General features: G+C 59.5%; 24 protein-coding genes and 1 tRNA gene. 20 read left to right on the top strand and 5 right to left on the bottom strand.

Going from position 1 to position 24,996, the window contains the following annotated elements:
• Nucleotides 1-5 precede the first annotated feature (5 nt).
• The 4 genes from carB (at nucleotide 6) to O9X62_RS01645 (ending at nucleotide 5,440) form a co-directional block, all read left to right on the top strand.
• Nucleotides 6-3,221 carry a carbamoyl-phosphate synthase large subunit gene (gene carB / locus O9X62_RS01660; protein WP_269531037.1) on the top strand — a complete coding sequence of 1,072 codons (3,216 nt, stop codon included), beginning with the start codon at nucleotides 6-8 and terminating at the stop codon, nucleotides 3,219-3,221.
• Between the two features lie 126 nt (nucleotides 3,222-3,347).
• Nucleotides 3,348-3,824: a transcription elongation factor GreA gene (gene greA, locus O9X62_RS01655; RefSeq protein WP_269531036.1), complete on the top strand. Its 477-nt coding sequence runs from the start codon at nucleotides 3,348-3,350 to the stop codon at nucleotides 3,822-3,824.
• A gap of 22 nt (nucleotides 3,825-3,846) precedes the next feature.
• Nucleotides 3,847-4,293, top strand: a complete 447-nt coding sequence (locus O9X62_RS01650) for a DUF4149 domain-containing protein (protein WP_269531035.1) — start codon at nucleotides 3,847-3,849, stop codon at nucleotides 4,291-4,293.
• Between the two features lie 142 nt (nucleotides 4,294-4,435).
• Nucleotides 4,436-5,440, top strand: coding sequence for an energy transducer TonB (locus tag O9X62_RS01645; RefSeq protein ID WP_269531034.1), 1,005 nt, complete (start codon nucleotides 4,436-4,438; stop codon nucleotides 5,438-5,440).
• Nucleotides 5,441-5,568: 128 nt separating this feature from the next.
• Here O9X62_RS01645 and O9X62_RS01640 read toward each other — a convergent pair whose 3' ends face one another.
• Entirely contained in the window at nucleotides 5,569-5,997 is a 429-nt protein-coding gene (locus tag O9X62_RS01640) for a YhbY family RNA-binding protein (protein WP_269531033.1), read from the bottom strand.
• A gap of 220 nt (nucleotides 5,998-6,217) precedes the next feature.
• Between O9X62_RS01640 and rlmE the strand changes: the two genes are divergently transcribed.
• The 4 genes from rlmE to glmM all read left to right on the top strand — a co-directional run bounded on the left by rlmE (nucleotide 6,218) and on the right by glmM (nucleotide 11,155).
• Nucleotides 6,218-6,838, top strand: coding sequence for a 23S rRNA (uridine(2552)-2'-O)-methyltransferase RlmE (gene rlmE / locus O9X62_RS01635; protein ID WP_269531032.1), 621 nt, complete (start codon nucleotides 6,218-6,220; stop codon nucleotides 6,836-6,838).
• 86 nt (nucleotides 6,839-6,924) lie between these two features.
• Nucleotides 6,925-8,835, top strand: coding sequence for an ATP-dependent zinc metalloprotease FtsH (gene ftsH, locus O9X62_RS01630; RefSeq protein ID WP_269531031.1), 1,911 nt, complete (start codon nucleotides 6,925-6,927; stop codon nucleotides 8,833-8,835).
• A gap of 48 nt (nucleotides 8,836-8,883) precedes the next feature.
• Complete coding sequence (gene folP, locus O9X62_RS01625) at nucleotides 8,884-9,729, top strand: dihydropteroate synthase (protein WP_269531030.1); 846 nt, start codon at nucleotides 8,884-8,886, stop codon at nucleotides 9,727-9,729.
• A gap of 76 nt (nucleotides 9,730-9,805) precedes the next feature.
• The gene (glmM, locus tag O9X62_RS01620; RefSeq protein WP_269531029.1) at nucleotides 9,806-11,155 is read left to right on the top strand and encodes a phosphoglucosamine mutase; all 1,350 of its coding nucleotides are present in this window, start codon (nucleotides 9,806-9,808) and stop codon (nucleotides 11,153-11,155) included.
• Nucleotides 11,156-11,222: 67 nt separating this feature from the next.
• Here the strand turns inward: glmM and pstB are convergent, their stop codons facing one another.
• The 4 genes from pstB to pstS all read right to left on the bottom strand — a co-directional run bounded on the left by pstB (nucleotide 11,223) and on the right by pstS (nucleotide 15,038).
• Nucleotides 11,223-11,993 (bottom strand): phosphate ABC transporter ATP-binding protein PstB, encoded by a 771-nt coding sequence (gene pstB / locus O9X62_RS01615; protein ID WP_269531028.1) that lies wholly within the window; start codon nucleotides 11,991-11,993, stop codon nucleotides 11,223-11,225.
• A gap of 37 nt (nucleotides 11,994-12,030) precedes the next feature.
• Nucleotides 12,031-12,876 carry a phosphate ABC transporter permease PstA gene (gene pstA, locus O9X62_RS01610; protein ID WP_269531027.1) on the bottom strand — a complete coding sequence of 282 codons (846 nt, stop codon included), beginning with the start codon at nucleotides 12,874-12,876 and terminating at the stop codon, nucleotides 12,031-12,033.
• A 13-nt stretch (nucleotides 12,877-12,889) separates the two neighbouring features.
• Nucleotides 12,890-13,888 carry a phosphate ABC transporter permease subunit PstC gene (gene pstC, locus O9X62_RS01605; RefSeq protein ID WP_269531026.1) on the bottom strand — a complete coding sequence of 333 codons (999 nt, stop codon included), beginning with the start codon at nucleotides 13,886-13,888 and terminating at the stop codon, nucleotides 12,890-12,892.
• Between the two features lie 106 nt (nucleotides 13,889-13,994).
• Entirely contained in the window at nucleotides 13,995-15,038 is a 1,044-nt protein-coding gene (pstS, locus tag O9X62_RS01600; RefSeq protein WP_269531025.1) for a phosphate ABC transporter substrate-binding protein PstS, read from the bottom strand.
• A 213-nt stretch (nucleotides 15,039-15,251) separates the two neighbouring features.
• Between pstS and tpiA the strand changes: the two genes are divergently transcribed.
• The 12 genes from tpiA to nuoI all read left to right on the top strand — a co-directional run bounded on the left by tpiA (nucleotide 15,252) and on the right by nuoI (nucleotide 24,985).
• A complete protein-coding gene (gene tpiA, locus O9X62_RS01595; protein ID WP_269531024.1) occupies nucleotides 15,252-15,977 on the top strand; it encodes a triose-phosphate isomerase in 726 nt (241 codons plus the stop codon).
• A 2-nt stretch (nucleotides 15,978-15,979) separates the two neighbouring features.
• A complete protein-coding gene (secG, locus tag O9X62_RS01590) occupies nucleotides 15,980-16,339 on the top strand; it encodes a preprotein translocase subunit SecG (protein WP_269531023.1) in 360 nt (119 codons plus the stop codon).
• A gap of 25 nt (nucleotides 16,340-16,364) precedes the next feature.
• Nucleotides 16,365-16,449, top strand: a tRNA-Leu gene (locus O9X62_RS01585).
• 104 nt (nucleotides 16,450-16,553) lie between these two features.
• A complete protein-coding gene (locus O9X62_RS01580) occupies nucleotides 16,554-16,922 on the top strand; it encodes an NADH-quinone oxidoreductase subunit A (protein WP_269531022.1) in 369 nt (122 codons plus the stop codon).
• A complete protein-coding gene (locus O9X62_RS01575) occupies nucleotides 16,913-17,407 on the top strand; it encodes an NADH-quinone oxidoreductase subunit B family protein (protein WP_374708379.1) in 495 nt (164 codons plus the stop codon). Before O9X62_RS01580 ends, O9X62_RS01575 begins: the two co-directional genes overlap by 10 nt.
• A 14-nt stretch (nucleotides 17,408-17,421) precedes the next feature.
• The gene (locus tag O9X62_RS01570) at nucleotides 17,422-18,015 is read left to right on the top strand and encodes an NADH-quinone oxidoreductase subunit C (protein WP_269531020.1); all 594 of its coding nucleotides are present in this window, start codon (nucleotides 17,422-17,424) and stop codon (nucleotides 18,013-18,015) included.
• Nucleotides 18,008-19,261, top strand: a complete 1,254-nt coding sequence (locus tag O9X62_RS01565) for an NADH-quinone oxidoreductase subunit D (RefSeq protein WP_269531019.1) — start codon at nucleotides 18,008-18,010, stop codon at nucleotides 19,259-19,261. Before O9X62_RS01570 ends, O9X62_RS01565 begins: the two co-directional genes overlap by 8 nt.
• Nucleotides 19,258-19,761 carry an NADH-quinone oxidoreductase subunit NuoE gene (gene nuoE / locus O9X62_RS01560; RefSeq protein ID WP_269531018.1) on the top strand — a complete coding sequence of 168 codons (504 nt, stop codon included), beginning with the start codon at nucleotides 19,258-19,260 and terminating at the stop codon, nucleotides 19,759-19,761. The genes O9X62_RS01565 and nuoE overlap by 4 nt, the downstream gene beginning before the upstream one ends.
• Before the next feature lie 4 nt (nucleotides 19,762-19,765).
• The gene (gene nuoF, locus O9X62_RS01555) at nucleotides 19,766-21,055 is read left to right on the top strand and encodes an NADH-quinone oxidoreductase subunit NuoF (RefSeq protein ID WP_269531017.1); all 1,290 of its coding nucleotides are present in this window, start codon (nucleotides 19,766-19,768) and stop codon (nucleotides 21,053-21,055) included.
• A 32-nt stretch (nucleotides 21,056-21,087) separates the two neighbouring features.
• Entirely contained in the window at nucleotides 21,088-23,412 is a 2,325-nt protein-coding gene (nuoG, locus tag O9X62_RS01550) for an NADH-quinone oxidoreductase subunit NuoG (protein ID WP_269531016.1), read from the top strand.
• 10 nt (nucleotides 23,413-23,422) lie between these two features.
• On the top strand, nucleotides 23,423-24,481 hold the full coding sequence (gene nuoH / locus O9X62_RS01545; RefSeq protein WP_269531015.1) for an NADH-quinone oxidoreductase subunit NuoH: 1,059 nt from the start codon (nucleotides 23,423-23,425) through the stop codon (nucleotides 24,479-24,481).
• A gap of 15 nt (nucleotides 24,482-24,496) precedes the next feature.
• The gene (gene nuoI, locus O9X62_RS01540; RefSeq protein ID WP_269531014.1) at nucleotides 24,497-24,985 is read left to right on the top strand and encodes an NADH-quinone oxidoreductase subunit NuoI; all 489 of its coding nucleotides are present in this window, start codon (nucleotides 24,497-24,499) and stop codon (nucleotides 24,983-24,985) included.
• The last annotated feature ends 11 nt before the right edge of the window (nucleotides 24,986-24,996 follow it).

The following is a 24,996-nucleotide window of genomic DNA, read 5'->3' as shown; positions in this document are numbered from 1 at the left end:
CCGCCATGCCCAAGCGTACAGATATCCAGTCCATCCTCATCATCGGCGCAGGCCCGATCATCATCGGTCAGGCCTGCGAGTTCGATTACTCCGGCGCACAGGCCTGCAAGGCGCTGCGTGAAGAGGGTTACAAGGTCATCCTGGTCAACAGCAATCCGGCCACGATCATGACCGACCCGAACATGGCCGATGTCACCTACATCGAGCCCATCACTTGGGAAGTGGTCGCCAAGATCATCGAGAAAGAGCGCCCGGATGTGGTGCTGCCGACCATGGGTGGCCAGACCGCGCTGAACTGCGCGCTGGACCTGTGGCGTCATGGCGTACTCGAAAAATTTAATGTCGAGCTGATCGGTGCAACCCCGGAAGCCATCGACAAGGCCGAAGACCGCCAGAAGTTCAAGGCGGCCATGGACAAGATCGGCCTCGGTTCGGCGCGTTCGGGCATTGCCCATTCGCTCGAAGAGGCACTGGCCGTGCAAGCCAAGTTGGGCTTCCCGGCCATCATTCGCCCCAGCTTCACCATGGGCGGTACGGGCGGTGGCATTGCCTACAACATCGAAGAATTCGTCGAGATCTGCACGCGCGGTCTGGACCTCTCGCCGACCCACGAGCTGCTGATTGAAGAGTCGCTGCTCGGTTGGAAAGAGTATGAGATGGAAGTCGTGCGTGATCGCAACGACAACTGCATCATCGTCTGTTCGATCGAGAACTTCGACCCGATGGGCGTGCATACCGGCGACTCGATCACCGTGGCCCCGGCGCAGACGCTGACCGACAAGGAATACCAGATCATGCGCAACGCCTCGCTGGCGGTGCTGCGTGAAATCGGTGTGGATACTGGCGGCTCCAATGTACAGTTCTCGGTCAACCCGAAGGACGGCCGCCTGATCGTCATCGAAATGAACCCGCGCGTGTCGCGTTCGTCGGCCCTGGCCTCCAAGGCCACCGGTTTCCCGATCGCCAAGGTTGCGGCCAAGCTGGCCGTGGGCTTTACGCTCGACGAGCTGAAGAACGACATCACCGGCGGCCTGACCCCGGCCTCGTTCGAGCCATCCATCGATTACGTGGTTACCAAGATTCCGCGCTTTGCCTTCGAGAAATTCCCGCAGGCCAACAGCCGCCTGACCACGCAGATGAAGTCGGTCGGCGAAGTCATGGCCATCGGCCGCACGCTGCAGGAATCCATGCAGAAGGCCCTGCGCGGACTCGAAACCGGCCTTGCCGGCTTTGACGAGCGCACCACCGACATGGACGTGCTGGCTGCTGAACTGGGTGCCCCCGGCCCCGAACGCATCCTCTACGTGGCCGATGCCTTCCGCGTGGGCATGAGCCAGGAAGAAGTGTTCAGCCATACCAAGATCGACCCATGGTTCCTTGCACAGATCGAGGACATCATTGCCGACGAAAAGGCCATGGCCGGCAAGCCGCTGGAAGAGTTTGATGCAGCCGAACTGCGTCGCCTCAAGCGCAAGGGTTTCTCGGATCGCCGCATCGCCAACCTGATCGGTGCCGAGGCTGCCGCCGTGCGTGCGCGCCGTCAGGGTTTCGGCATCCGCCCGGTCTACAAGCGTGTCGATACCTGTGCGGCCGAATTCGCCAGCAACACTGCTTATATGTACTCGACCTACGAGGAAGAGTGCGAGGCCGCGCCGACCGACAAGAAAAAGATCATGATCCTCGGCGGCGGTCCCAACCGCATTGGCCAGGGCATCGAGTTCGACTACTGCTGCGTGCATGCGGCACTGGCGCTGCGTGAGGACGGTTACGAGACCATCATGGTCAACTGCAACCCGGAAACCGTCTCGACCGACTATGACACCTCCGACCGCCTGTACTTCGAACCGCTGACGCTCGAAGACGTGCTCGAAATCGTCCATGTCGAAAAGCCGGCCGGCGTCATTGTCCAGTACGGTGGCCAGACCCCGCTGAAGCTTGCCCGCGCACTCGAAGCCAACGGCGTGCCCATCATCGGCACCACGCCCGACATGATCGATGCCGCCGAAGACCGCGAGCGCTTCCAGAAGCTGCTGCAGGATCTGGGTTTGCGCCAGCCGCCGAACGCCACCGCGCGCAATGAGAAGGATGCGCTGGTGCTGGCTGCCGAGATCGGCTACCCGCTGGTGGTGCGTCCGTCCTACGTGCTGGGTGGCCGCGCGATGCAGATCGTTCACTCGGAAGACGACCTGACCCGCTATATGCGTGAAGCCGTGAAGGTGTCGAACGACAGCCCGGTGCTGCTCGACCGATTCCTCAACGACGCGATCGAAGTGGATGTAGATGCGATCAGCGACGGCGAGAACGTGGTGATCGGCGGCATCATGGAGCACATCGAGCAGGCTGGCGTGCACTCGGGCGACTCGGCCTGCTCGCTGCCACCCTATTCGCTGAGCCAGACCATGCAGGACGAACTGCGTCGCCAGACGGTTGCCATGGCCCGTGGCCTCAATGTGGTCGGCCTGATGAACGTGCAGTTTGCGATCCAGGGCGAGACCGTGTTCGTGCTCGAAGTGAACCCGCGTGCTTCACGTACCGTGCCCTATGTGTCCAAGGCCACGGGCCGCGCACTGGCCAAGATCGCCGCCCGTTGCATGGCCGGCCAGAGCCTGCCGGATCAGGGCATCGTCGGCGAGGTGATCCCGCCGTATTACTCGGTCAAGGAAGCCGTCTTCCCCTTCGTGAAGTTCCCCGGCGTGGATAGCATTCTCGGCCCCGAGATGAAGTCCACCGGCGAAGTCATGGGTGTGGGCGATACCTTTGCCGAGGCCTATGTGAAGTCGCAGCTGGCTGCCGGTGAGCGCCTGCCCACCAGCGGCAAGGTGTTCATTTCGGTGCGCGATGCTGACAAGAGCCAGGTCGCCGAGATGGGCCGCATGCTGGTCGATGCCGGTCTGGAGCTGGTGGCAACCCGCGGTACGGCCCAGGTGCTGGAATCGGCGGGCGTGCCGGTCACGGCCGTCAACAAGGTCAAGGAAGGCCGCCCGCATATCGTGGACATGATCAAGAACAGCGAAATCGCCCTGATCGTGAATACGGTTGACGAGCGTCGCGCGTCGATTCAGGATTCCTACTCGATCCGCCACGAAGCACTCAAGGCTCGCGTGCCCATCTACACCACCGTTGCTGGTGGTCGCGCTGCGGCATATGGCATCAAGCACATGGAAGAGTGGACCGTTTACGCGGTGCAGGATCTCCATCCGCGCCTGAAAACGACTGTCTGAATCGCCTAAAGTAACCGGCCGCCGCGCCCCTAGCGAGCGCGGCGGCCCTGTTCATTGTTCCCGACGCCCTTCGGCGTCGGGTTTGTTTTTAGCCCCGGTCAAGAAAGGCCGGGATGGAGTGAAGAAATGATCAAGGTACCCCTTACCGTCAATGGTGCGGAGCTGCTCCGGAGCGAATTGCAACGTCTCAAGAGCGTGGAGCGCCCGAGTGTGATCGCCGCGATTGCCGAAGCCCGCTCGCATGGTGACCTGTCGGAAAACGCCGAGTACGACGCCGCCAAGGAGCGCCAGGGTTTCATCGAAGGCCGTATTGCCGATCTGGAAGGCAAGTTGTCCAACGCCGTGATCATCAATCCTGCCGAGATCGATGCGGACGGCCGCATTGTTTTCGGTGCCACCATCGATCTGGAAGATCTGGAGTCGAGTGACAACGTCACTTACCAGATCGTGGGCGACGATGAGGCCGACATCAAGGCCGGCAAGATTTCCGTATCGAGTCCGATTGCCCGTGCCTTGATCGGCAAATCCGCGGGTGACGTGGTCGAGGTCAATGCCCCGGCCGGCATTCGTGAGTACGAAGTGCTCGACGTCAAATACCTGTAAGTCCTTCTCCACCGAGGCCGCCATGCAGAATTTCCCGACTGCGCTACGCTCCATCCTGACTGTCTTCTGGATCGGCGGGCTATGGGCGCTGGGCGTGTTGATCGGCCCGGTGCTGTTCCACCAGCTCGATAACGCGCTGGCATTCAGGGTGGTGGCCAGCATGCTGCGCGCGCTGGCGTGGGTCGGCATCGTGGCGGGTATCTATATCCTGATCCACATGCTCTGGGTAGAAGGCTTGCGCGCCTTCCAGACACTGGAGCTGTGGCTGATTCTCGCCATGCTGGCGCTGACCCTGGTCAACCATTTCGCGGTCTTTCCGGTCATCTCGGAAGTGAAACCGCAGATGCACACCGCTGCCGAAGGCATGTTCGGCGGTGGCTTCCAGAACTGGCAAACGATATCCAGCCTGATCTATCTGATCCAGAGCCTGTTCGGCCTGGTCTATGTGATCCGCGGCCCGGTCAAGTAACGACACGCCTGTGGCATTGGCGCGACGCTAAGGCACACTGGCCTGCAAGCGTTGTGCGCTGCAGCAATATCGTCGCTATGCTCCTCCCCTCGCCCGTATAACCATCACACCGCGGGTAAAACAACAGGGGAGTGACCCAACCATGTCCAGTGAGCATCAATCAATCCGGTATCACCGTACGCCCGAAGGTGAGCAAGAGCTCGCCCAGCCCAAGCATGGGCTGAGCATCAATCAGCGCAAACTCCTGCAGCTGGTCGATGGCCAGAATGATGTGACGCATCTGCTCGCCAGGTTGGCGGGCAGTGCCGACGAACAACAACTGACACGCGATCTGGACAGGCTCGACAAGCTGGGCCTGCTTACAGGCGGGCAGCGCGGGGCTGCTGGAGCTGCGCAGGCGCATCCGCATCCGATCGGGCGGCCCCGATCGCGAGTGTTGCCGGTTACGATTGCCGCCGTGGTGATCTTGGGTGCTGCGGTGATCTTCTTTACCCTGCGGCCTAGCCCGCCAGCGACGGTTGCTTCTGCCGAGGTGTCGGCGCCCGCCGCCGGGCCCGAGCTTGTTGCTGATGCGCCCGCCGCCGAGAATGACAAGGTGTTTGGCGTGATGCCCAATCCTGCCCGATGGTTCTCGCCGGCCCCCAAGCCGGATCACCCGCCGGCCGAGCCCCAGCCTCCGGCGCGCCGTGATACCTCGACCTCCAAGGCGCCTGCAGCGGCGATCCAAACCCAAGCCTTGCCCCCGGTCCCGGCCGTTACGACGCCGGTAGCCGCGGCTGTGACGCCCGCTGCCGTGGCCCCTGTGCCGGTTGCCAAACCGTCTGAATCGGCGCCTGCGGTAGTGCCACCCCCGCCTGTACAGGTGGCTGTGGCGTCGCCAGCCAAGGCGGAGCCTGATCGCCGTCCTCTCTATCGTGAGCAGCCCGCATTCCCGGTCGAGGCCGCCAGGGCTGGTGTGGAGTCGGGTTTGGTCAAGGCCAGAATGGTGGTCAATGAATCCGGCGCGGTAACACGGGTCGAGATCCTGGAGTCGAGGCCTCGCCGTGTGTTCGATCGTGCGGTGACGGCAGCACTATCCAAATGGAAATTCCGCGAAGCGGGTAGCAGCTTTACCGTGGAGACACTGATCGAATTCAAGGAAAGTTGAGCGTCGTCCAAAGCAAAGCCGGCCACAGGGGCCGGCTTGATGCACACGGGTACGCCGGTTAGTGCAATAGCGCAGCGCGGCTGTCAGACAAGCACGCGACTGCGATCGGCCTAAGCGCTTGGCGTGAACTATTTGCGCAACTTGCCACCCGGGCGACCACCACCGGCGCGGCCCATATTGGGTGCTGCCTTGGTCGACTTCTTCGCAACTGACTTCTTGGCGGCATCCAGCGCCTTCGGGTCTACCGCTTTCTGGCCGGGTTTCGGCAAGACAATCCGCGGCTTGCCTTCCTGCGTCGGGCGGTACAATACCAACAGCTTGCCAATCTGCTGCACGGGCGCGCAGCCCAGCGAGGCGCAGATTTCGGCAAGCCAGGCGGTACGCTGGTCGCGATCATCACCCAGCACACGTACCTTGATCAGTTCGTGGGCATCAAGGCTGGCGGCAATCTCGCGCAGCACCGGGTCAGTCAGACCGTTATTGCCGATCATGACGACCGGGCTCAGACCATGGGCCTGGGCGCGAAGGTAGATTCGCTCGTCTCGTGTCAGTTCCATGGTTTTCCCCGCGCAAAAGCGCACAATTTTAACTGTAAACCTTGCAGGCTGTTCAGTTTGATTTCCCGGGCGGTTGCAACACAGGCGCGGGTCTGATTCCGTTGAAAGCCGCGGCGCGTAGTAAGCTATCTAGGTTGCCTTCAACTTAGCAGCAAGCGGACACCCGAACAAACCCGGTCTGTGCCGGTTTCCAACCTCTTTATCCCCGATTACCCCGTACATGGCACGAAGCAAAACCAGCAAGGGATGGCTCCAGGAGCATGTCAACGATACCTATGTGCAGCGCGCACAGAAGGATGGGTATCGCGCTCGTGCTGCGTACAAACTGCTGGAAATCGATGACAAGGACAAGCTGCTCAAGTCCGGTCTCTGGGTCGCTGATCTGGGCGCTGCGCCGGGTAGCTGGTCGCAAGTGGCAAGGCGGCGTGTTGGTGATGCCGGCCGCGTATTTGCGCTGGATATTCTGGATATGCCACCCATTGCGGGGGTCGAGTTCATTCAGGGCGACTTCCGTGAAGACACCGTATTGCAGCAATTTACGGATCTGCTGGGCGGCAGGCTCGTAGACCTTGTGATTTGCGACATGGCCCCCAATATGAGCGGTATGGCGGTGACTGATCAGGCGCGCAGCTTTCTGCTGTGTGAGCTGGCCCTCGATTTTTGCCGTGACTGGCTGAAACCTGGCGGCCATTTTCTGGTCAAGACCTTCCAGGGCTCGGGTTACACCGAGTATCTGCAGCAAATGCGCGAGACGTTCCAGACCGTGGTTACACGCAAGCCGGCCGCATCGCGCGACCGTTCGGCGGAAATCTATCTCCTGGGCAAGGGAAAAAAGCCCTGACGCCCATGGCTGTCGCCGATTAAAATCCTGTATGACAAGGCTATCGCCGGTGTGGCCAACTGTTTCGCCGGCTTAAGGAGTGTCCCGTGAACAATCTGGGCAAGAATATCGCGATCTGGGTGATTATCGGTCTGGTACTGATGACCGTGTTCAACCAGTTCTCCAAGCGCCAGGAGCAATCGATCCAGGTGCCTTACTCGCAATTCATGAGCGAGGTGCAGGAAGGGCGCATTGCCAGCGTCGAGATCGAGGGCGACCTGATTCGTGGTCAGCTGATCAAGGGCAAGCGCGTCGACAATTCCGCCTTCATGACGGTGGCGCCTTTCGACTTCCGTCTGGTCGACACGCTGGTCAATCGCGGCGTGAAATTCAGCGGCAAGCAGCCGGAAGAGCAGTCGCTGCTGATGAGCATCTTCATCAACTGGTTCCCGATGCTGCTCTTGATCGGCGTGTGGATCTTCTTCATGCGCCAGATGCAGGGCGGCGGCAAGGGCGGCGCCTTCAGCTTCGGCAAGAGCCGCGCCCGCATGCTGGATGAAAGCAATAACTCGGTGACCTTTGCCGATGTGGCCGGCTGCGACGAAGCCAAGGAAGAGGTGACCGAGATCGTCGACTTCCTGCGTGACCCGAGCAAGTTCCAGAAACTGGGTGGTCGCATCCCCCGCGGGATCCTGATGGTGGGCTCGCCTGGTACGGGTAAGACCCTGCTGGCACGCGCCATTGCAGGTGAGGCCAAAGTGCCGTTCTTCTCGATCTCCGGTTCGGACTTTGTGGAAATGTTTGTCGGTGTTGGCGCGGCCCGTGTCCGCGACATGTTCGAGAACGCCAAGAAGAACGCGCCTTGCATCATCTTTATCGATGAAATCGACGCAGTTGGTCGCCAGCGCGGTGCTGGTCTGGGTGGCGGTAACGACGAGCGCGAACAGACACTGAACCAGATGCTGGTCGAAATGGATGGCTTTGAAGGTAACTCCGGCGTGATCGTGATCGCTGCGACCAACCGTCCGGACGTACTTGATCCTGCCCTGCTGCGCCCTGGTCGTTTTGACCGTCAGGTCGTCGTGCCGCTGCCCGATATCCGCGGTCGCGAGCAGATTCTGGGTGTACACATGCGCAAGGTGCCCATCGCTAGTGATGTCGATGCGGCTGTGCTCGCGCGTGGTACTCCGGGCATGTCGGGCGCCGACTTGGCCAATCTGGTCAACGAAGCTGCGCTGTTTGCTGCGCGGTCCAACAAGCGCCTTGTCGATATGCAGGATTTCGAGCAGGCCAAGGACAAGATATTCATGGGCCCGGAGCGTCGCTCCATGGTCATGACCGAGGACGAGAAACGCGCCACTGCGTATCACGAGTCAGGACACGCCGTGGTTGCCAAGTTGCTGCCCGGTACCGATCCGGTCCACAAGGTCACCATTGTGCCGCGAGGCCGGGCACTGGGGCTGACCTGGCAGTTGCCGGAGCGTGATGCGGTGTCCTTGTACAAGGATCAGATGCTGAGCCGCCTCGCCATCCTGTTCGGCGGCCGGATTGCCGAAGACTTGTTCGTGGGCCGCATCTCTACGGGCGCATCCAATGACTTCGAACGCGCCACAGGTATCGCCCGCGACATGGTGACGCGCTACGGCATGTCGGAGCTGCTCGGTCCGATGGTGTATGGCGACAATGAGGGCGAGGTCTTCCTTGGTCGCTCGGTGACCACGCACAAGAACCTGTCTGAAGCGACCATGCAGAAAGTGGATCTCGAAATCCGCCGCATCATTGACGAGCAATACGCACTGGCGCAACGCCTGCTCGAAGAGAACCGCGACAAGGTTGAAGCCATGACGGCAGCTTTGATGGAGTGGGAAACGGTGGATGCCGAGCAGGTGGAGGACATCATGCAGGGGCGCCCACCACGCCCCCCCAAGCCAACGGGCAGCAGCAAGCCTGCTTCGGGCGACCTGCCACCCAGCAGCCCCGCTCCCGAGCCCAGCACGACCCCGGCTCAGGAACTGTAATCCTACCTTTCCAAGACGACAGCGAGATGCTCGCTGTCGTTTTCCTTTATGACCGCGCATCCCACTATTCTTCATGCAGGCCGTTTCAGACTGAGCCTGGATCGCCCGCTTGTCATGGGCATCGTCAACGTGACACCGGATTCATTCTCGGACGGCGGTTGCCACGACACGCTTGATGCGGCACTCCGGCACGCCCGGCGCCTGCTTGATGAGGGGGCGGACATCCTGGATATCGGGGGCGAATCTACGCGCCCCGGCGCGGCCACGGTGAGTGTAGAGACCGAGCTTCAGCGTGTATTGCCGGTCTTGCAGGCCTTGCATGACTGGCAGGTTCCTCTCTCGATCGACACCCGCAAGCCCGAGGTCATGCGTGCGGCTATCGCGGCAGGTGTGGATCTGGTGAACGATATTGCCGCGCTGGAGGCACCTGGTGCGTTGGAGGTGGTGGCGCACAGCAAGGTGGCAGTTTGCCTGATGCACAAGCAAGGCGAGCCACAAACCATGCAGGTGCAACCAGACTATGTGGATGTGGTAGACGAGGTCAGCAGGTATCTCGTTACACGGCGCCAGCTTGCCATGACGGCAGGTATCGCACCTGAACGCATCGTGCTGGATCCCGGCTTTGGATTCGGCAAGGGTTTCGAGCACAATCTCGCTTTGTTCCGGGCATTGCCCGGGCTGACAACATTACTCAGTCCCTTGCTTGTAGGCGTATCGCGCAAATCCATGCTGGGCCAGATTCTGGATGGTCGTCCCGCGCAAGGGCGCGATGCGGCCAGTGTCGCTGCCGCGCTGATGGCTGCGCAGTCCGGGGCGGCCATTGTGCGAGTACATGCCGTTCGCGATACGGTTGATGCCATGAGGACATGGTCGGCGCTGGGGACTCGGCGGTAAGTCGGCGGATGGGCAGCGCTATCAGCAGAACCCTATACAGGCGGCTATCGAGCGCGCCAGAACAGATGGAGTGAGCATGAGCAGGAAGTATTTCGGCACGGATGGTGTGCGCGGCAGGGTAGGGGATTATCCGATTACCCCCGATTTCACGATGCGGCTGGGCTATGCCGCCGGCAAGGTGCTGGCCGCCCGGCGCGGTGGTGGTACCCATGCGGCGGTCTTGATTGGCAAGGACACGCGCATTTCGGGTTATATGCTGGAGTCCGCATTGCAAGCCGGCCTGTCTGCGGCTGGCGTGGACGTACATCTGACCGGCCCGCTGACAACGCCGGGTGTCGCCTACCTGGTGCGTGCACTGCGTCTTTCGGCGGGTGTCGTGATTTCGGCGTCGCATAATCCTTTCGAGGATAACGGCATCAAGTTTTTCGGCGAGGGCGGGCGCAAGCTGGATGACGCCGTGGAGGCTGAAATCGAGGCGGAACTCGACAAAGCCATGTCGTGTGTCGGTGCGGCGGAGCTGGGCAAGGCCTGGCGGGTGAATGACGCCGCGGGCCGTTACATCGAGTTCTGCAAGAGCACTTTCCCCGGTGATCGCGACCTGCGAGGCGTACGCATCGTGGTGGATTGTGCCCATGGCGCCGGTTACCAGATCGCACCACATGTATTCCATGAACTCGGTGCTGATGTGATTGCCATGGGCAATACGCCCAATGGCCTCAATATCAATGAGGGCGTCGGCGCCACCGAGCCGGAAGCCATGCGCGCCCGCGTGTTGGCCGAGAAGGCGGATTTCGGCATCGCGCTTGATGGCGATGGCGACCGCTTGATGATGGTGGATGCCCAGGGCCGACTGTACGACGGCGATCAGCTCCTGTACGTGATGGCGCGCCATCTGGCATCGCAAGACCAGTTGGGCGGCGGTGTTGTCGGCACGCTGATGTCGAACCTGGGTTTGGAGCATGCGCTAGCGCGGCTGGATATTCCTTTTGCCCGCGCCAAAGTGGGCGATCGTTACGTCCTGGAGCTCTTGCAGGAAAAGGGCTGGTTGCTTGGCGGCGAGAATTCCGGCCATCTCTTGTGCCTGGATAAGCACAGCACCGGTGATGCGATCGTGTCGGCACTGCAGGTGCTGGCCGCGGTACGTCTGGGGGGTACTACCCTGGCTGAGAGCTGCGCCGATCTGCTGATTTACCCGCAGGTGCTCAAGAATGTACGTATTCAGAAGGGCTTTGATTTCCGCGCTAGCCTCAGCATCCAGGCCGCGCTGGTCGAGGCCGAATGCGAACTCGCCAACCGTGGACGGGTCTTGCTGCGGCCTTCTGGTACCGAGCCCGTGCTGCGCGTGATGGTCGAGGCAGATGATGCCGCGTTGAGCGAGCGCTGGGCCACCCGGCTTGCGCATGTGGTCGCTGAGGCTGCAGCTTGATCGGGCGAACAATCATCAACAAAAAGGCGACGGATATCCGTCGCCTTTTTGTTGATGCGGGGCCTGATCAACCGAACTTGCCGGTGATGTAGTCTTCCGTTTCTTTCTTGGCTGGCTTGGTAAAGATCTGGTCGGTTTCACCGAATTCGACCATCTCGCCCAGATACATGTAGGCCGTGTAGTCGGACACGCGGGCGGCCTGCTGCATATTGTGGGTCACGATGGCAATCGTGTAATCCTGCTTGAGCTCGTGGATCAGCTCTTCGATGTGCGCGGTCGAGATCGGATCCAGTGCCGATGTGGGCTCATCCAGCAGCACCACTTCCGGTTTCACGGCAACCGCGCGCGCGATGCAAAGACGCTGCTGCTGACCACCCGACAGGCCCAGACCCGACTGGCGCAGCTTGTCCTTGGCCTCATTCCAAAGTGCGGCTTTCTGCAGTGCCCACTCGACGCGATCATCCATTTCCGAGCGCGACAGGTTTTCGTACAGCTTCACGCCGAATGCGATGTTGTCGTAGATCGACATCGGGAACGGCGTCGGCTTCTGGAACACCATGCCAACCTTGGCGCGGAGCAGGTTCAGATCCACGCCATTTTCCAACATGTTCTTGCCATTCAGCAGGATCTGGCCCTCAGCACGCAGCTTGGGATACAGATCGTACATGCGGTTGAAGGTGCGCAGCAGTGTGGACTTGCCACAGCCGGACGGGCCGATGAAGGCGGTAACCTTCTTCTCGTGAATATCGAGATTGATGTTCTTGAGCGCGTGGAAATTGCCGTAAAAAAAGTTCAGGTCACGTACGGACAGCTTCGGTGCGGCGGTGGTCTCAGTCATGGAGTGAGCTTTCATTCGAATTCAGTGCGGCGGCCGGTCAGCTTTGTTCGCGCTTGAGCAGGCTGCGGGCGAGGATATTGAGCGTCAGTACTGCCAGCGTCACGATCAGGGCTGCGGCCCAGGCGAGATTGATCCAGTTCTCATACGGGCTCATGGCAAAGCGGAAGATGACAACCGGCAAGTTGGCCATAGGCTCATTCATGTTCATGCTGAAGAACTGGTTACTCAGGGCGGTAAACAGCAGCGGGGCGGTTTCACCAGAGATACGTGCCACTGCGAGCAGGATACCTGTGAGTACGCCAGCCTTCGCGGCGCGCAGCGTGACTGCAGTCACCACCTTCCAGCGTGGTGCGCCCAGGGCGTAAGCTGCTTCACGCATCGCGCTGGGCACGAGGCGCAACATGTTTTCGGTGGTCCGCAGCACCACCGGGATGACCAGCAGGGCCAGCGCAAAGCTGCCAGCCCAGGCGGAGAAGTGGCCGATGGTCTTGACGTAAACGATCCAGACGAACAGGCCGATCACGATGGATGGCGCGGACAACAGAATATCGTTGATGAAGCGCACGGTGGGCGCCAGCCAGCCACGCTGACCATGTTCGGCCAGATATATGCCGGCCAGGATGCCGATCGGGGTGCCGATCAAGGTACCCGTCGTGGCCATCATCAGGCTGCCCAGAATGGCATTGCGCAAGCCGCCGCCTGCCGAGTCCGGGCCGGGCGTGTCATGCAGGAAGACATCCAGGCTAATGGCCTGCAGGCCATTGGCGAAGAGGGTGTAGAGGATCCACACCAGCCAGAACAGACCGAAGAGCATGGTCAGCATGGACATGGTGAGGTTGAAGGCGTTGACGATGCGTCTGCGCTTGTAGAGAGAGGGATTCATGGTTTCTCCGGGCTCAGGCGTTGCTGCCTTCGCCCTTTTGCAGGCGGAGCAGTAGCAGTTTGGAGCAAGCCAGTACGATGAAGGTGATGAGGAACAGGATCAGGCCCATCTCGATCAGCGCACCGTAGTGCAGGGCAGAGCTCGCCTCGGCGAACTCATTGGCCAGGATGGAAGCAATCGAATTGCCGGGGTGGAATAGCGACTGGATCTTGTCGTAAGAGTTGCCGATCACGAAGGTGACCGCCATGGTTTCACCCAGTGCACGACCCAGGCCGAGCATGATGCCGCCGATGACGCCGGTCTTGGTGTAAGGCAGTACCACGTTCCACACCACTTCCCAGGTCGTGGCACCCAGGCCGTAGGCCGATTCCTTGAGCATGGAGGGAACGATCTCGAACACGTCACGCATGACCGAGGCAATGTAGGGGATCACCATGATCGCGAGGATCACGCCGGCAGTGAACATGCCGACGCCGAAGGGCGGGCCGTCAAACAGGCTACCCAGCAATGGTATCCCTGCTGTGGTTTCCGTAAGCCATTGCTGGATGGGGGGGATGGTGAACAGCAGGGTCTGACCCAGCTTCACCGGAAGGCCTTCCATTAGGATCGGGGCGACCACAAACAAACCCCAGATGCCGTAGATGATGGACGGGATGCCGGCAAGCAACTCGATGGCAATGCCGAGCGGGCGGCGCAGCCAGAGTGGGGAAAGCTCGGTCAGGAATATCGCGATGCCGAAGCTGACGGGTACGGCGATCAGCAGCGCAATCGCTGACGTGATGAGCGTACCTTGAATAGGCAACCAGGCGCCGAACTGTTCCGAGACCGGATTCCAGTCGGGTGAAAAGATGAACCCAGCACCGTAGGTACTGATGGATTCCCAGCCGCCATGGATCAGCGACAGGATGATGCCGGTCAGTAACACGAGCACCAGCACTGCCGCACCGCGTGTGAGATTGAAGAACAGTGCGTCAGCGAGCTGGAAACGCCGTGTAGGACTATTTGCGGACATGGACTTCTCGCGTTGAAACGAACAAATCGGCAGGAACTGACTGCTTGCATCAATTCCTGCCGCTGCTGTGTGATCCCGCCGGATTAAGGCGGGTTGGGCGCGAAGTTTACTTGATTACGGCCGCGCCTTGATTGTCAGTCATCTTTTTCCACGATGCCTTGATCTGTGCCACCACTTCATCCGGCATGGGGATGTAGTCCAGATCCAGTGCCATCTTGTCGCCTTCGGCACTGTAGGCCCAATCGAAGAACTTCAGCACTTCTTGAGCCTGCGCTCCCTTGTCCTGCTTGGTGTGCATCAGGATAAAGGTGGCGCCGACGATGGGCCACGATGCCTTGCCCGGTTCGTTGGTCAGGATCTCATAGAAGCCCGGTGCGTTCTTCCAGTCGGCGTATGCAGCGGCCGCCTTGAACGACTCTTCGCTCGGCGTCACGAACGCGCCATCGCGGTTCTGCAGGGCAACGTGGGCGAGCTTGTTCTTCTTGGCGTAAGCGTACTCGACATAGCCGATGGCACCCTTGAGGCGCTGAACATAAGCAGCGACGCCTTCGTTACCTTTGCCGCCTACACCGGCTGGCCAAGCCACCGCGGTACCTTCGCCCACCTTGGACTTCCACTCGGGGCTGATCTTCGAGAGGTAATTGGTGAAGATGAACGTAGTGCCCGAGCCATCGGCGCGGCGAATGATATTGATGGCCAGCTGGGGCAGCGCCACACCCTTGTTCAGCGCGGCGATCGCCGGGTCATTCCAGGTCTTGATCTTGCCGAGGTAAATATCAGCGAGCAGCGCGGGTGTCAGCTTGAGCTGGCCTGCCGGCACGCCGGGCAGATTGTAGACCGGTACCACGCCGCCCATCACAGTGGGGAATTGCTGCAGGCCGCTCTTGGCGAGCTCTTCTGGCTTCAACGGGGCATCCGATGCGCCAAAGTCCACGGTCTTGGCCTGGATCTGCTTGATGCCGCCACCCGAGCCGATCGACTGATAGTTCAGGCCGTTGCCGGTTTTCTGCTTGTAGACCTCAGCCCACTTTGCATACAGCGGGTAAGGAAAGCTGGCGCCTGCGCCGGTGATGTCTGCTGCTTGAGCGACGGTTGCGCCGAGACCGATGATGGCAGTAACCAACAACTTACGACCGAATGACCATTGCATGCTGTTTCTCCGTTTGTATCTATCTAAACTGTGAGTGCATGAACCTTCGCTAGCCGTAAGCGTGGCCGCCAGGATTCAGGGACGAGCCAGATGATAATCATCGTATATTTCGAAAAGATTACAACTGCACGCCGGTGATGGGCTGGCTGGTTTGACTCGTTCCGGGTGAGCGATTAGAATCCGCGGCCTTTGCTGGATGCCGGGTGAGTGCTCATGAAACGCAAGCATATAGTCGGCAACTGGAAAATGAACGGTTCGGCAGTGGTGATCGATGATGTGCTCGATCAATTGCTGAAGCAGACATTGCCCGCGGATGTATCGGTATGTGTCCCCTCGCCCTATCTGCAACGGGCGGGTGAGCGACTGGCCGGTTCGTCCTTGCGACTGGGCGCCCAGAATGTCAGCGAGCACGGAGACGGCGCCTACACTGGTGAAGTGTCTGCGCGGATGTTGCGTGATGTCGGGTGTCATCTAGCCATCATCGGCCACTCAGAGCGGCGGCGGTATTTCGCCGAAACCGACGAGTCGGTCATGAACAAGCTGGCGCGCCTGCTTGAGGTGGGTTTGTTCGGCGTAGTCTGCGTTGGCGAGACGCTGGCAGAGCGCGATGGTGGCAGGGCGGAAGCAAAGATCGAGTCGCAGTTGGCGCAGCTTCATACGCTGATGGCACGCGGCGCAACGCCCAAGCGCTTTTGCGTGGCTTACGAGCCGATCTGGGCGATAGGTACAGGGCGGGCTGCTTCACTGGAGCAGATTGCTCAGATGCATGAATTTATCAAGCGCTGCCTTGGTGCAAGCTATGCCGTACTTTACGGTGGTAGCGTCAAGGCGGTGAATGCGGCGGATATCCTTGCGCTTTCGGCGGTGGATGGCGTCTTGGTTGGCGGTGCTTCGCTGGATGCAAAAGAATTCGGTGAAATTTGCCGAGCTGCGAGTTGATTATGGAAATCTTCAAAAGCGTTATTCAGGTGCTGAACGTTCTGTCTGCCCTGGTTGTGATCGTGTTGGTGCTCTTGCAGCATGGCAAGGGTGCGGATATGGGCGCAGCCTTTGGCGGCGGCTCGGCGGGTAGCCTGTTTGGTGCCACGGGTTCGGCAAATTTTCTGAGCAGGGCGACGGCCGTTGGTGCTACAATTTTCTTCTGCACGCTGCTCGCACTTGTGAAGATCGACACCAATGTGGTGGCCACTTCTGGCGGTGGTGTGATGTCTGATGTGGTGAAAACTGCGCCTGCCACGACCTCGGGTCAGGTGCCTGCTGTGCCGGTCGATCAGGGTAAGCAAAACAGTATTCCTGACTGATCCTCGTAAGTTGAGTTCTTGCTGTGCCGACATGGTGAAATTGGTAGACACGCTATCTTGAGGGGGTAGTGGCGCAAGCTGTGTGAGTTCGAGTCTCACTGTCGGCACCAAATCAAATCGGCTACTGTATACAGGTCATCGTTACGGTAGCGTCTGCGGCAATGTTCGTTGTCGCTGCAAAATCCGAAACTGAAAACCGAATCGGAGAGCGTCCATGCTCGAAAGTTACTTCCCGGTCCTGCTGTTCATGGTAGTGGGATTGCTGGTTGGGGTTGCCCCCATGGCGTTGGGTAAGTTGGTTGGTGCGTTGTTGGGCACCAATCGCCCTGATTCGGCAAAGCTCTCGCCCTATGAGTGCGGTTTTGAGGCGTTCGAGGATGCGCGCATGCAGTTCGATGTGCGGTACTACCTCGTGGCCATCCTGTTCATCCTGTTCGATCTTGAAGTGGCCTTCCTGTTGCCATGGGCGGCTGTCATCAAAGAAGTCGGCTTTGCCGGTTTCCTGGCAATGATGGTGTTTTTGGCGATTCTGGTGGTTGGCTTTATCTATGAATGGAAGAAGGGGGCGCTGGAATGGGAGTAGCAGAAAATCCCGTGGGCCAGAATGTCTTGGAAAAAGGCTTCGTCACCACGACCATTGATACGGTCGTCAACTGGACCCGTACTGGCTCCCTCTGGCCGATGACCTTCGGCCTTGCGTGCTGCGCGGTCGAGATGATGCAGGCTGGTGCGTCCCGCTACGATCTGGATCGCTTCGGTATCGTGTTCCGCCCGAGTCCCCGCCAGTCCGATCTGATGATTGTTGCCGGCACGCTCTGCAACAAGATGGCCCCGGCCTTGCGCAAGGTTTACGACCAGATGCCTGAGCCTCGCTGGGTCTTGTCGATGGGTTCTTGCGCAAATGGTGGTGGCTACTATCACTACTCCTACTCGGTTGTGCGTGGTTGTGACCGCATCGTGCCGGTGGATGTGTATGTGCCCGGCTGTCCGCCTACAGCGGAGGCCTTGCTGTACGGGCTGATCCAGCTGCAGAACAAGATCAAGCGCACCAATACCATCGCGCGTTAATCAAGAACTCGATCATGGCAAGCAAACTAGACGCGCTTCATCAGTTGCTGCAAACGGCCTTGGGTGACAAGGCCGTTTCCGTGACAAAGGCACTCAACGAGCTGACCCTGGTGGTCCGCGCTGCCGATTGGCCCGAGGTCAGCCGCACCCTGTGTGCGCATCCGGATTTCCAGTTCAAGTCCTGTGTCGACGTGTGCGGCATGGACTACAGCACCTACAAAGACAGCAGCTGGGAGGGTCGACGCTTTGCGGTGGTTTACCACCTCTTGTCGGTGGCCCTGAATCAGCGTCTACGTGTGCGGGTGTTTTGCGAAGACGACGAGTTCCCTGTGGTGGCCTCGATGGTGGAGGTCTGGGCCGGCGTCAACTGGTTCGAGCGCGAAGCCTTCGATCTTTACGGCATTGTTTTCGCCGGACACCCCGACTTGCGCCGCATCCTTACTGACTACGGCTTTGTCGGCCATCCGTTCCGCAAGGACTTCCCCTTGTCTGGCCATGTTGAAATGCGTTACGACCCGGTACAGCGCCGGGTGATCTACCAGCCAGTCTCCATCGAGCCGCGCGAAGTCACGCCGCGCATCATTCGCGAGGAGAACTACGGTGTCTGAGATCAAGAACTACACCCTGAATTTTGGCCCTCAGCATCCGGCAGCGCACGGCGTGCTGCGTCTGGTGCTGGAGTTGGATGGCGAGGTTGTGCAGCGTGCCGATCCGCACATCGGTTTGCTGCATCGTGCAACCGAGAAGCTGGCCGAGCACAAAACCTTCATCCAGTCGGTTCCCTACATGGATCGTCTCGACTATGTGTCGATGATGTCCAATGAGCACGCCTATGTCATGGCGATCGAGAAGCTGCTAGGCATCGATGTGCCTATCCGCGCCCAATACATCCGCGTGATGTTCGATGAAATCACGCGCGTGCTGAATCATCTGATGTGGATTGGTGCACATGGTCTCGACTGTGGCGCCATGACGGTCTTCCTCTACGCTTTCCGCGAGCGTGAAGACCTGATGGATTGCTATGAGGCGGTGTCTGGTGCGCGCATGCATGCGGCCTACTATCGCCCAGGCGGCGTTTACCGTGATTTGCCTGACGCGATGCCGCAGTATCAGGCATCCAAAGTGCGCAATGCCGCTGCCATTAGCCGGCTCAACGAGAACCGCCAAGGTTCGCTGCTCGACTTCATCGAAGACTTTACCCAGCGTTTCCCGAAGTATGTGGATGAGTACGAAACGCTGCTGACGGATAACCGCATCTGGAAGCAGCGTACCGTCGGTATCGGCGTGATCAGCCCCGAGCGCGCTCAGGAGCTGGGGCTGACTGGCCCAATGTTGCGCGGCTCCGGTGTGGAGTGGGATTTGCGCAAGAAGCAGCCTTACGAAGTCTACGACAAGCTGGATTTCGACATCCCAGTGGGGGTCAATGGCGACTGCTACGACCGCTATCTGTGCCGTATTGAAGAAATGCGCCAGTCCAACCGCATCATCAAGCAATGTGTGGATTGGCTGCGTAGCAACCCCGGCCCGGTCATTGTCAGCAACCACAAGGTGGCACCGCCTTCCCGTCTCGATATGAAGACGAACATGGAAGAGCTGATCCATCATTTCAAGCTGTTCACGGAAGGCATGCACGTTCCTGAGGGTGAGGCTTACGCTGCGGTTGAGCATCCCAAGGGCGAGTTCGGCATCTACCTGGTTTCCGATGGCGCCAACAAACCCTACCGCCTGAAAATTCGTGCACCGGGCTTTGCACACCTCGCCGCGCTGGATGAGGTGGCGCGTGGCCACATGATTTCCGACGTCGTTGCCATTATCGGCACGATGGATATCGTGTTCGGAGAGATTGACCGATGACTGACATCAACCACGGGCTTACCCCCGACTCGCTGGCGCAGATTGATCGCGAGCTTGCCAAGTATCCGGCGGACCAGAAGCGCTCGGCCGTGATGTCGGCCCTGCGCATTGCCCAGACTGAAAAGGGCTGGTTGTCCAGCGATACCATCAAGTTTGTTGCCGACTATCTGGGCATCGCGCCGATGGCGGCGCATGAAGTCGCCACGTTCTACAACATGTACGACCGTGCACCGGTGGGTAAGTACAAGTTGACCGTCTGCACGAACCTGCCCTGCGCGCTGTCTGGTGGTGCAGATGCTGGCGAATATCTGCAACAGAAGTTGGGTATCGGCTACAACGAGACGACCGCGGACGGCCGCTTCACCCTGAAGGAGGGTGAATGCATGGGCGCTTGCGGGTACGCGCCGGTAATGCTGGTGAATAACCACACTATGTGCAACCACATGACCCCAGATGCGATTGATCGCAAGCTGGCGGAACTGACACAGGCCGGGAACTAAGCGCATGACCGTTTACGTCAAGGGCGTAGTGTTCGACGGAGTCGACTTCGACGACCCCAATTGCTGGACGCTGGATGCCTATGTAAAGCGTGGCGGCTACGCTGCCCTCAAGAAGATCATTGCCGAGGGCATGACCCAGGACGCGGTGATTGCCGAAGTGAAGGCATCTTCATTGCGCGGTCGTGGTGGTGCCGGCTTCCCCACGGGGCTCAAGTGGTCCTTCATGCCGCGCAGCTTCCCGGGCCAGAAATATCTCGTCTGCAATACCGACGAGGGTGAGCCCGGTACCTTCAAAGATCTCGACATCATCCAGTACAACCCGCACGCACTGATCGAAGGCATGATCATTGGCGGGTACGCGATGGGTATCACAGTCGGATACAACTACATCCACGGTGAAGTGTTCGAAGCCTATCAGCGCTTTGAAGCCGCGCTGGAAGAAGCGCGCCGGGCCGGATTTCTCGGTGAGCGCATCCTCGGCAGTGATTTCAGTTTCGAGCTGCATGGGCACCATGGTTATGGTGCTTACATTTGCGGTGAGGAAACGGCCTTGCTGGAGTCGCTCGAAGGCAAGAAGGGCCAGCCGCGCTTCAAGCCGCCTTTCCCGGCGAGCTTCGGTCTGTATGGCAAGCCGACCACCATCAATAACACCGAGACCTTTGCCTCGGTGCCTTACATCATCCGCGAGGGTGGCCAGAAGTTTCTTGAGCTGGGCAAGCCCAACAACGGCGGCACCAAACTGTTTTCGGTTTCGGGCCATGTGAATCGCCCTGGTAACTTTGAAGTGCCGCTGGGCACGCCATTCAGCGAACTGCTCGAAATGGCCGGCGGCATGCGTGGTGGCAAGAAGCTCAAGGCCGTGATTCCTGGCGGTTCGTCCGCGCCTGTGCTGCCTGCGCACATCATGATGGAAACGACGATGGACTACGATGCCATCGCCAAGGCGGGGTCCATGCTGGGCTCCGGTGCCGTTATCGTGATGGATGAGACCGTCTGCATGGTCAAGGCACTGCGCAGACTCTCGTATTTCTATTACGAAGAATCGTGTGGCCAGTGCACGCCTTGTCGTGAAGGCACCGGCTGGCTGTATCGGGTAGTCGACCGGATCGAAAATGGTCAGGGGCGCCCCGAGGATCTGGATTTGCTGGAGTCTGTGGGCAAGAACATCGCGGGCAGAACCATTTGTGCCCTGGGTGATGCGGCAGTCATGCCTGTACAGGGCATGCTCAAGCATTTCCGTGATGAGTTCCTGCACCACATTGAACACAAGAAGTGCATCGTTCCTGGCTACTAAGCCGGGTGGACAATTGATCGGGTAGCCCGACCATGCTTGAAATTGAAATCGACGGTACCAAACTGACTGTCCCGAACGGAACGACGGTGATTGAGGCCGCACGTTCCATTGGTACGTACATTCCGCACTTCTGTTATCACAAGAAGCTGTCGATTGCTGCCAACTGCCGGATGTGTCTGGTTCAGGTAGAAAAGGCTCCCAAGCCATTGCCAGCCTGCGCCACGCCGGTCAGTGACGGTATGAAGGTTCACACGCACTCTGATATGGCCGTCAAGGCACAAGAAGGCGTGATGGAATTCCTGCTGATCAACCATCCGCTAGACTGTCCGATCTGTGACCAAGGCGGCGAGTGTCAGTTGCAGGATCTCGCGGTGGGTTATGGCGCTTCTTCTTCGCGCTATCAGGAAGAAAAGCGTGTGGTCCCGAACAAGGACCTCGGCCCGCTGATCTCCACCGACATGACCCGCTGCATCCATTGCACCCGCTGTGTCCGCTTCACCGAAGAGGTGGCTGGTCTGCAAGAGATCGGCATGGCCGGTCGTGGTGAGCACTCGGAGATCATGTCCTTTATCGGCATGACGGTGGATTCCGAAATCTCCGGCAACGTCATCGATCTGTGCCCGGTGGGCGCCCTGACGTCCAAGCCTTTCCGCTACACGGCTCGTACCTGGGAATTGTCGCGCCGCAAGAGCGTGAGCCCCCATGATGGTCTTGGTGCCAATCTGGTAGTCCAGGTCAAGGGCGACCGTGTCATGCGTGTGCTGCCTCTGGAAAACGAGTCCGTTAACGAATGCTGGATTGCGGATCGCGATCGCTACTCGTACGAGGCGTTGAATAGCGACCAACGTTTGACCCGACCCTTGCTGAAGCAGGGCGGTCAGTGGATCGAGACGGATTGGCAGACTGCGCTTGAGTATGTCGCCAATGGTCTCAAGTCCGTCGCTCGCGACCATGGGGCCGAGTCACTCGCTTTGGTCGCTACGCCACACTCGACGCTGGAAGAGCTGTTCCTTCTCAACAAGATCAGTCACTCGGTTGCGGGTGCGAGCGCCTTTGTCGGCGGCCGTACTGCAGATAGCCGCTTGGCATCTGCCTCCAAGGGCTCCCTCTGGTTGGGTCAGAGTATTGTGGCGCTGGAGCAAAGCAAGGCAGTGTTTGTTGTCGGCTCGACCCTGCGCAAAGAGCAGCCTCTGCTTGCACAGCGACTTCGCCAGAGCGTCAAGCGCGGCGCCAAGCTGGCTGTTCTGCATGCGGCTGATGATGCATTGCAGACCACCATCAGTGCCAAGCTGATCCGACGCCCTGATGCATGGGTGGAGTCCTTGGCGGCCGTGGTCAAGGCTGCCGCAGAGATCCGCCAAGTAGCGGTTCCTGCCGACGTGGCTACCGTTGAAGTCGGTCCGGACGCGCATGCGATTGCGCAGATGCTGATTGATGCGGCCACGGCCGAAGGACAGCACGCGTCTATCCTGCTGGGCAATCTGGCAGCACATCATCCGCGCGCAGTGGAACTTGCTGCACTGGCTACACAGCTGGCCCAGATTACTGGCGCTGTACTGGGCTTTGCCAGCGAAGCCGCCAATACGGTGGGTGCGCAGGTGCTGGGCTTACGTATGGCGGATGCCTTTGCCCAAGCGCGCAAGGCAGTTGTTCTCCTGAATGCCGAACCCGAATTCGATGGCCTTCATGGTGAGGCCGGGCTGGATATGCTCAAGCAGGCCGAGATGGTAGTGGCCCTGTCGCCATTCAAGCATGCCGCCGTCGATTACGCGGATGTGCTGCTGCCTGTCGGGCCGTTTACCGAAACGGCAGGTAGCTTCATCAATATGGAAGGCCGCCTGCAGACCTTCAATGGCGTGGTCAAGCCGCTTGGTGACAGCCGTCCTGCATGGAAAGTGCTGCGTGTCTTGGGCAATCTGCTCGGGATCGAAGGTTTCGACCTCGATAGCGTGGATGCCGTTCGCAAGGCCGCCCTGCCATCTGGTGAAGCGGGCATTTCTGCCAAGCTGGATAACCAGGTTGAGCATGCCGTTCAGATCAATACCGTTGCAAACGAACTTGTTCGTCTGGGCGAAGTACCGATCTATCAGGCGGACTCGCTGGTGCGCCGTGCCTCCTCCTTGCAGAAAACCCGCGATGCAGCAGCGCCCGGCATTGGTTTGTCGCCGGCGACGGCGGCGCGTCTGGGGTTGTCGAGCGGTGATGCAGCAAGAGTCAGTCAGGGTGATCGCAGCATGACGGGCGCGGTGGTGATTGATGCAGGTCTGGCTGTAGACGTCGTACGTCTGGCGACCTCACACCCCAGTACCATTGGACTTGGCAAGGCCATCGGCCCTGTCGACGTGACGCGTGCCTGAGGAGAGCCAGATGATCGACACGCTCCACAACCTCTTCCTGTCTTCCTTGGGCCCGACCTTGGGCTTGGTCGCCTGGACCCTGCTCAAGATCATCCTGATCGTCGGTCCGCTGTTCGGCTGCGTCGCCTACCTGACACTGGCTGAGCGCAAGGTGATTGGCTACATGCAGATCCGCATCGGCCCGAATCGTGTGGGTCCGTTTGGTCTACTGCAACCCATTGCCGACGGCGTGAAGTTGCTGCTCAAGGAAATCATTTCTCCGAGCGCGGCCTCTACCGGCTTGTTTTTCTTTGCCCCCATCATGGTGCTGGCGCCTTCACTCGCAGCCTGGGCTGTCATTCCGTTTGCACCGGATGTGGTGCTGGCCAATGTGAATGCCGGCTTGCTCTATGTGATGGCAATCACGTCGCTGGGTGTTTATGGCGTCATCGTCGCCGGCTGGGCCTCCAATTCCAAGTACGCCTTTCTTGGCGCACTCCGTGCGTCGGCGCAGGTCATTTCCTATGAGCTCGCCATGGGCTTTGCCCTGGTTGGCGTGCTGATGGTGTCGGGTAGTCTTAATCTCACCGATATCGTCAATCAGCAGGCACAAGGGATTGGCGGTGGTTCCATTCTGTCCTGGAACTGGCTCCCATTGTTCCCGCTCTTGCTGGTGTACCTGATCTCCGGCGTAGCCGAGACCAACCGCGCACCATTTGATGTTGCTGAAGGCGAGTCGGAAATTGTTGCGGGTCACATGATCGAGTACTCGGGTATGAGCTTTGCCCTGTTCTTCCTGGGCGAGTACGCGAACATGTGGCTGATCGGCGCGATGACATCGATCATGTTCCTGGGGGGCTGGCTGTCGCCGCTGCCTGCATCCGTGCCTTATCTGGGCGCTGCCGGTTTCCACTGGCTGTTCATCAAGATGGCCTTCGTGATGTTCCTCTTCCTGTGGTTCCGCGCAACCTTCCCGCGCTACCGCTATGACCAGCTGATGCGTTTGGGCTGGAAAGTATTCATCCCCGTGACCTTGGTCTGGATCGTCGTCGTGGCGGCGTGGATGCAAACCCCGTACTCGATCTGGTAAGCGGGCAGGCGATAAATGGAAACCATTCAGAATTTCTTCAAAACCTTCTTGCTGGTCGAACTTGTCAAGGGCATGGCCCTGACAGGGCGCCACTTGTTCCAGCGCAAGATCACGGTGCAGTTTCCGGAAGAAAAAACGCCGTACTCGCCACGCTTCCGCGGCTTGCATGCCCAGCGGCGCTACGCCAACGGTGAGGAGCGCTGTATTGCCTGCAAGCTGTGCGAGGCAGTCTGCCCCGCAATGGCGATCACGATCGAATCCGAAGTACGTGATGACGGTACTCGCCGTACTTCACGTTATGACATCGATCTGACCAAGTGCATTTTCTGTGGTTTCTGTGAAGAAGCCTGTCCGGTCGATGCCATTGTTGAGACGCATGTGCTGGAGTATCACGGTGAAAAGCGCGGTGATCTCTATTACACCAAACCCATGTTGCTGGCTGTAGGTGACCGTTACGAGGCAGAGATTGCCCGTCACCGTGAAGCCGATGCCAAATACCGATAAACGATCAAGAT

It is taken from the genome of Chitinimonas sp. BJYL2, assembly GCF_027257935.1.
Taxonomy (GTDB): domain Bacteria; phylum Pseudomonadota; class Gammaproteobacteria; order Burkholderiales; family Chitinimonadaceae; genus Chitinimonas.
This window is presented reverse-complemented; position numbering and strand designations above follow the sequence as displayed.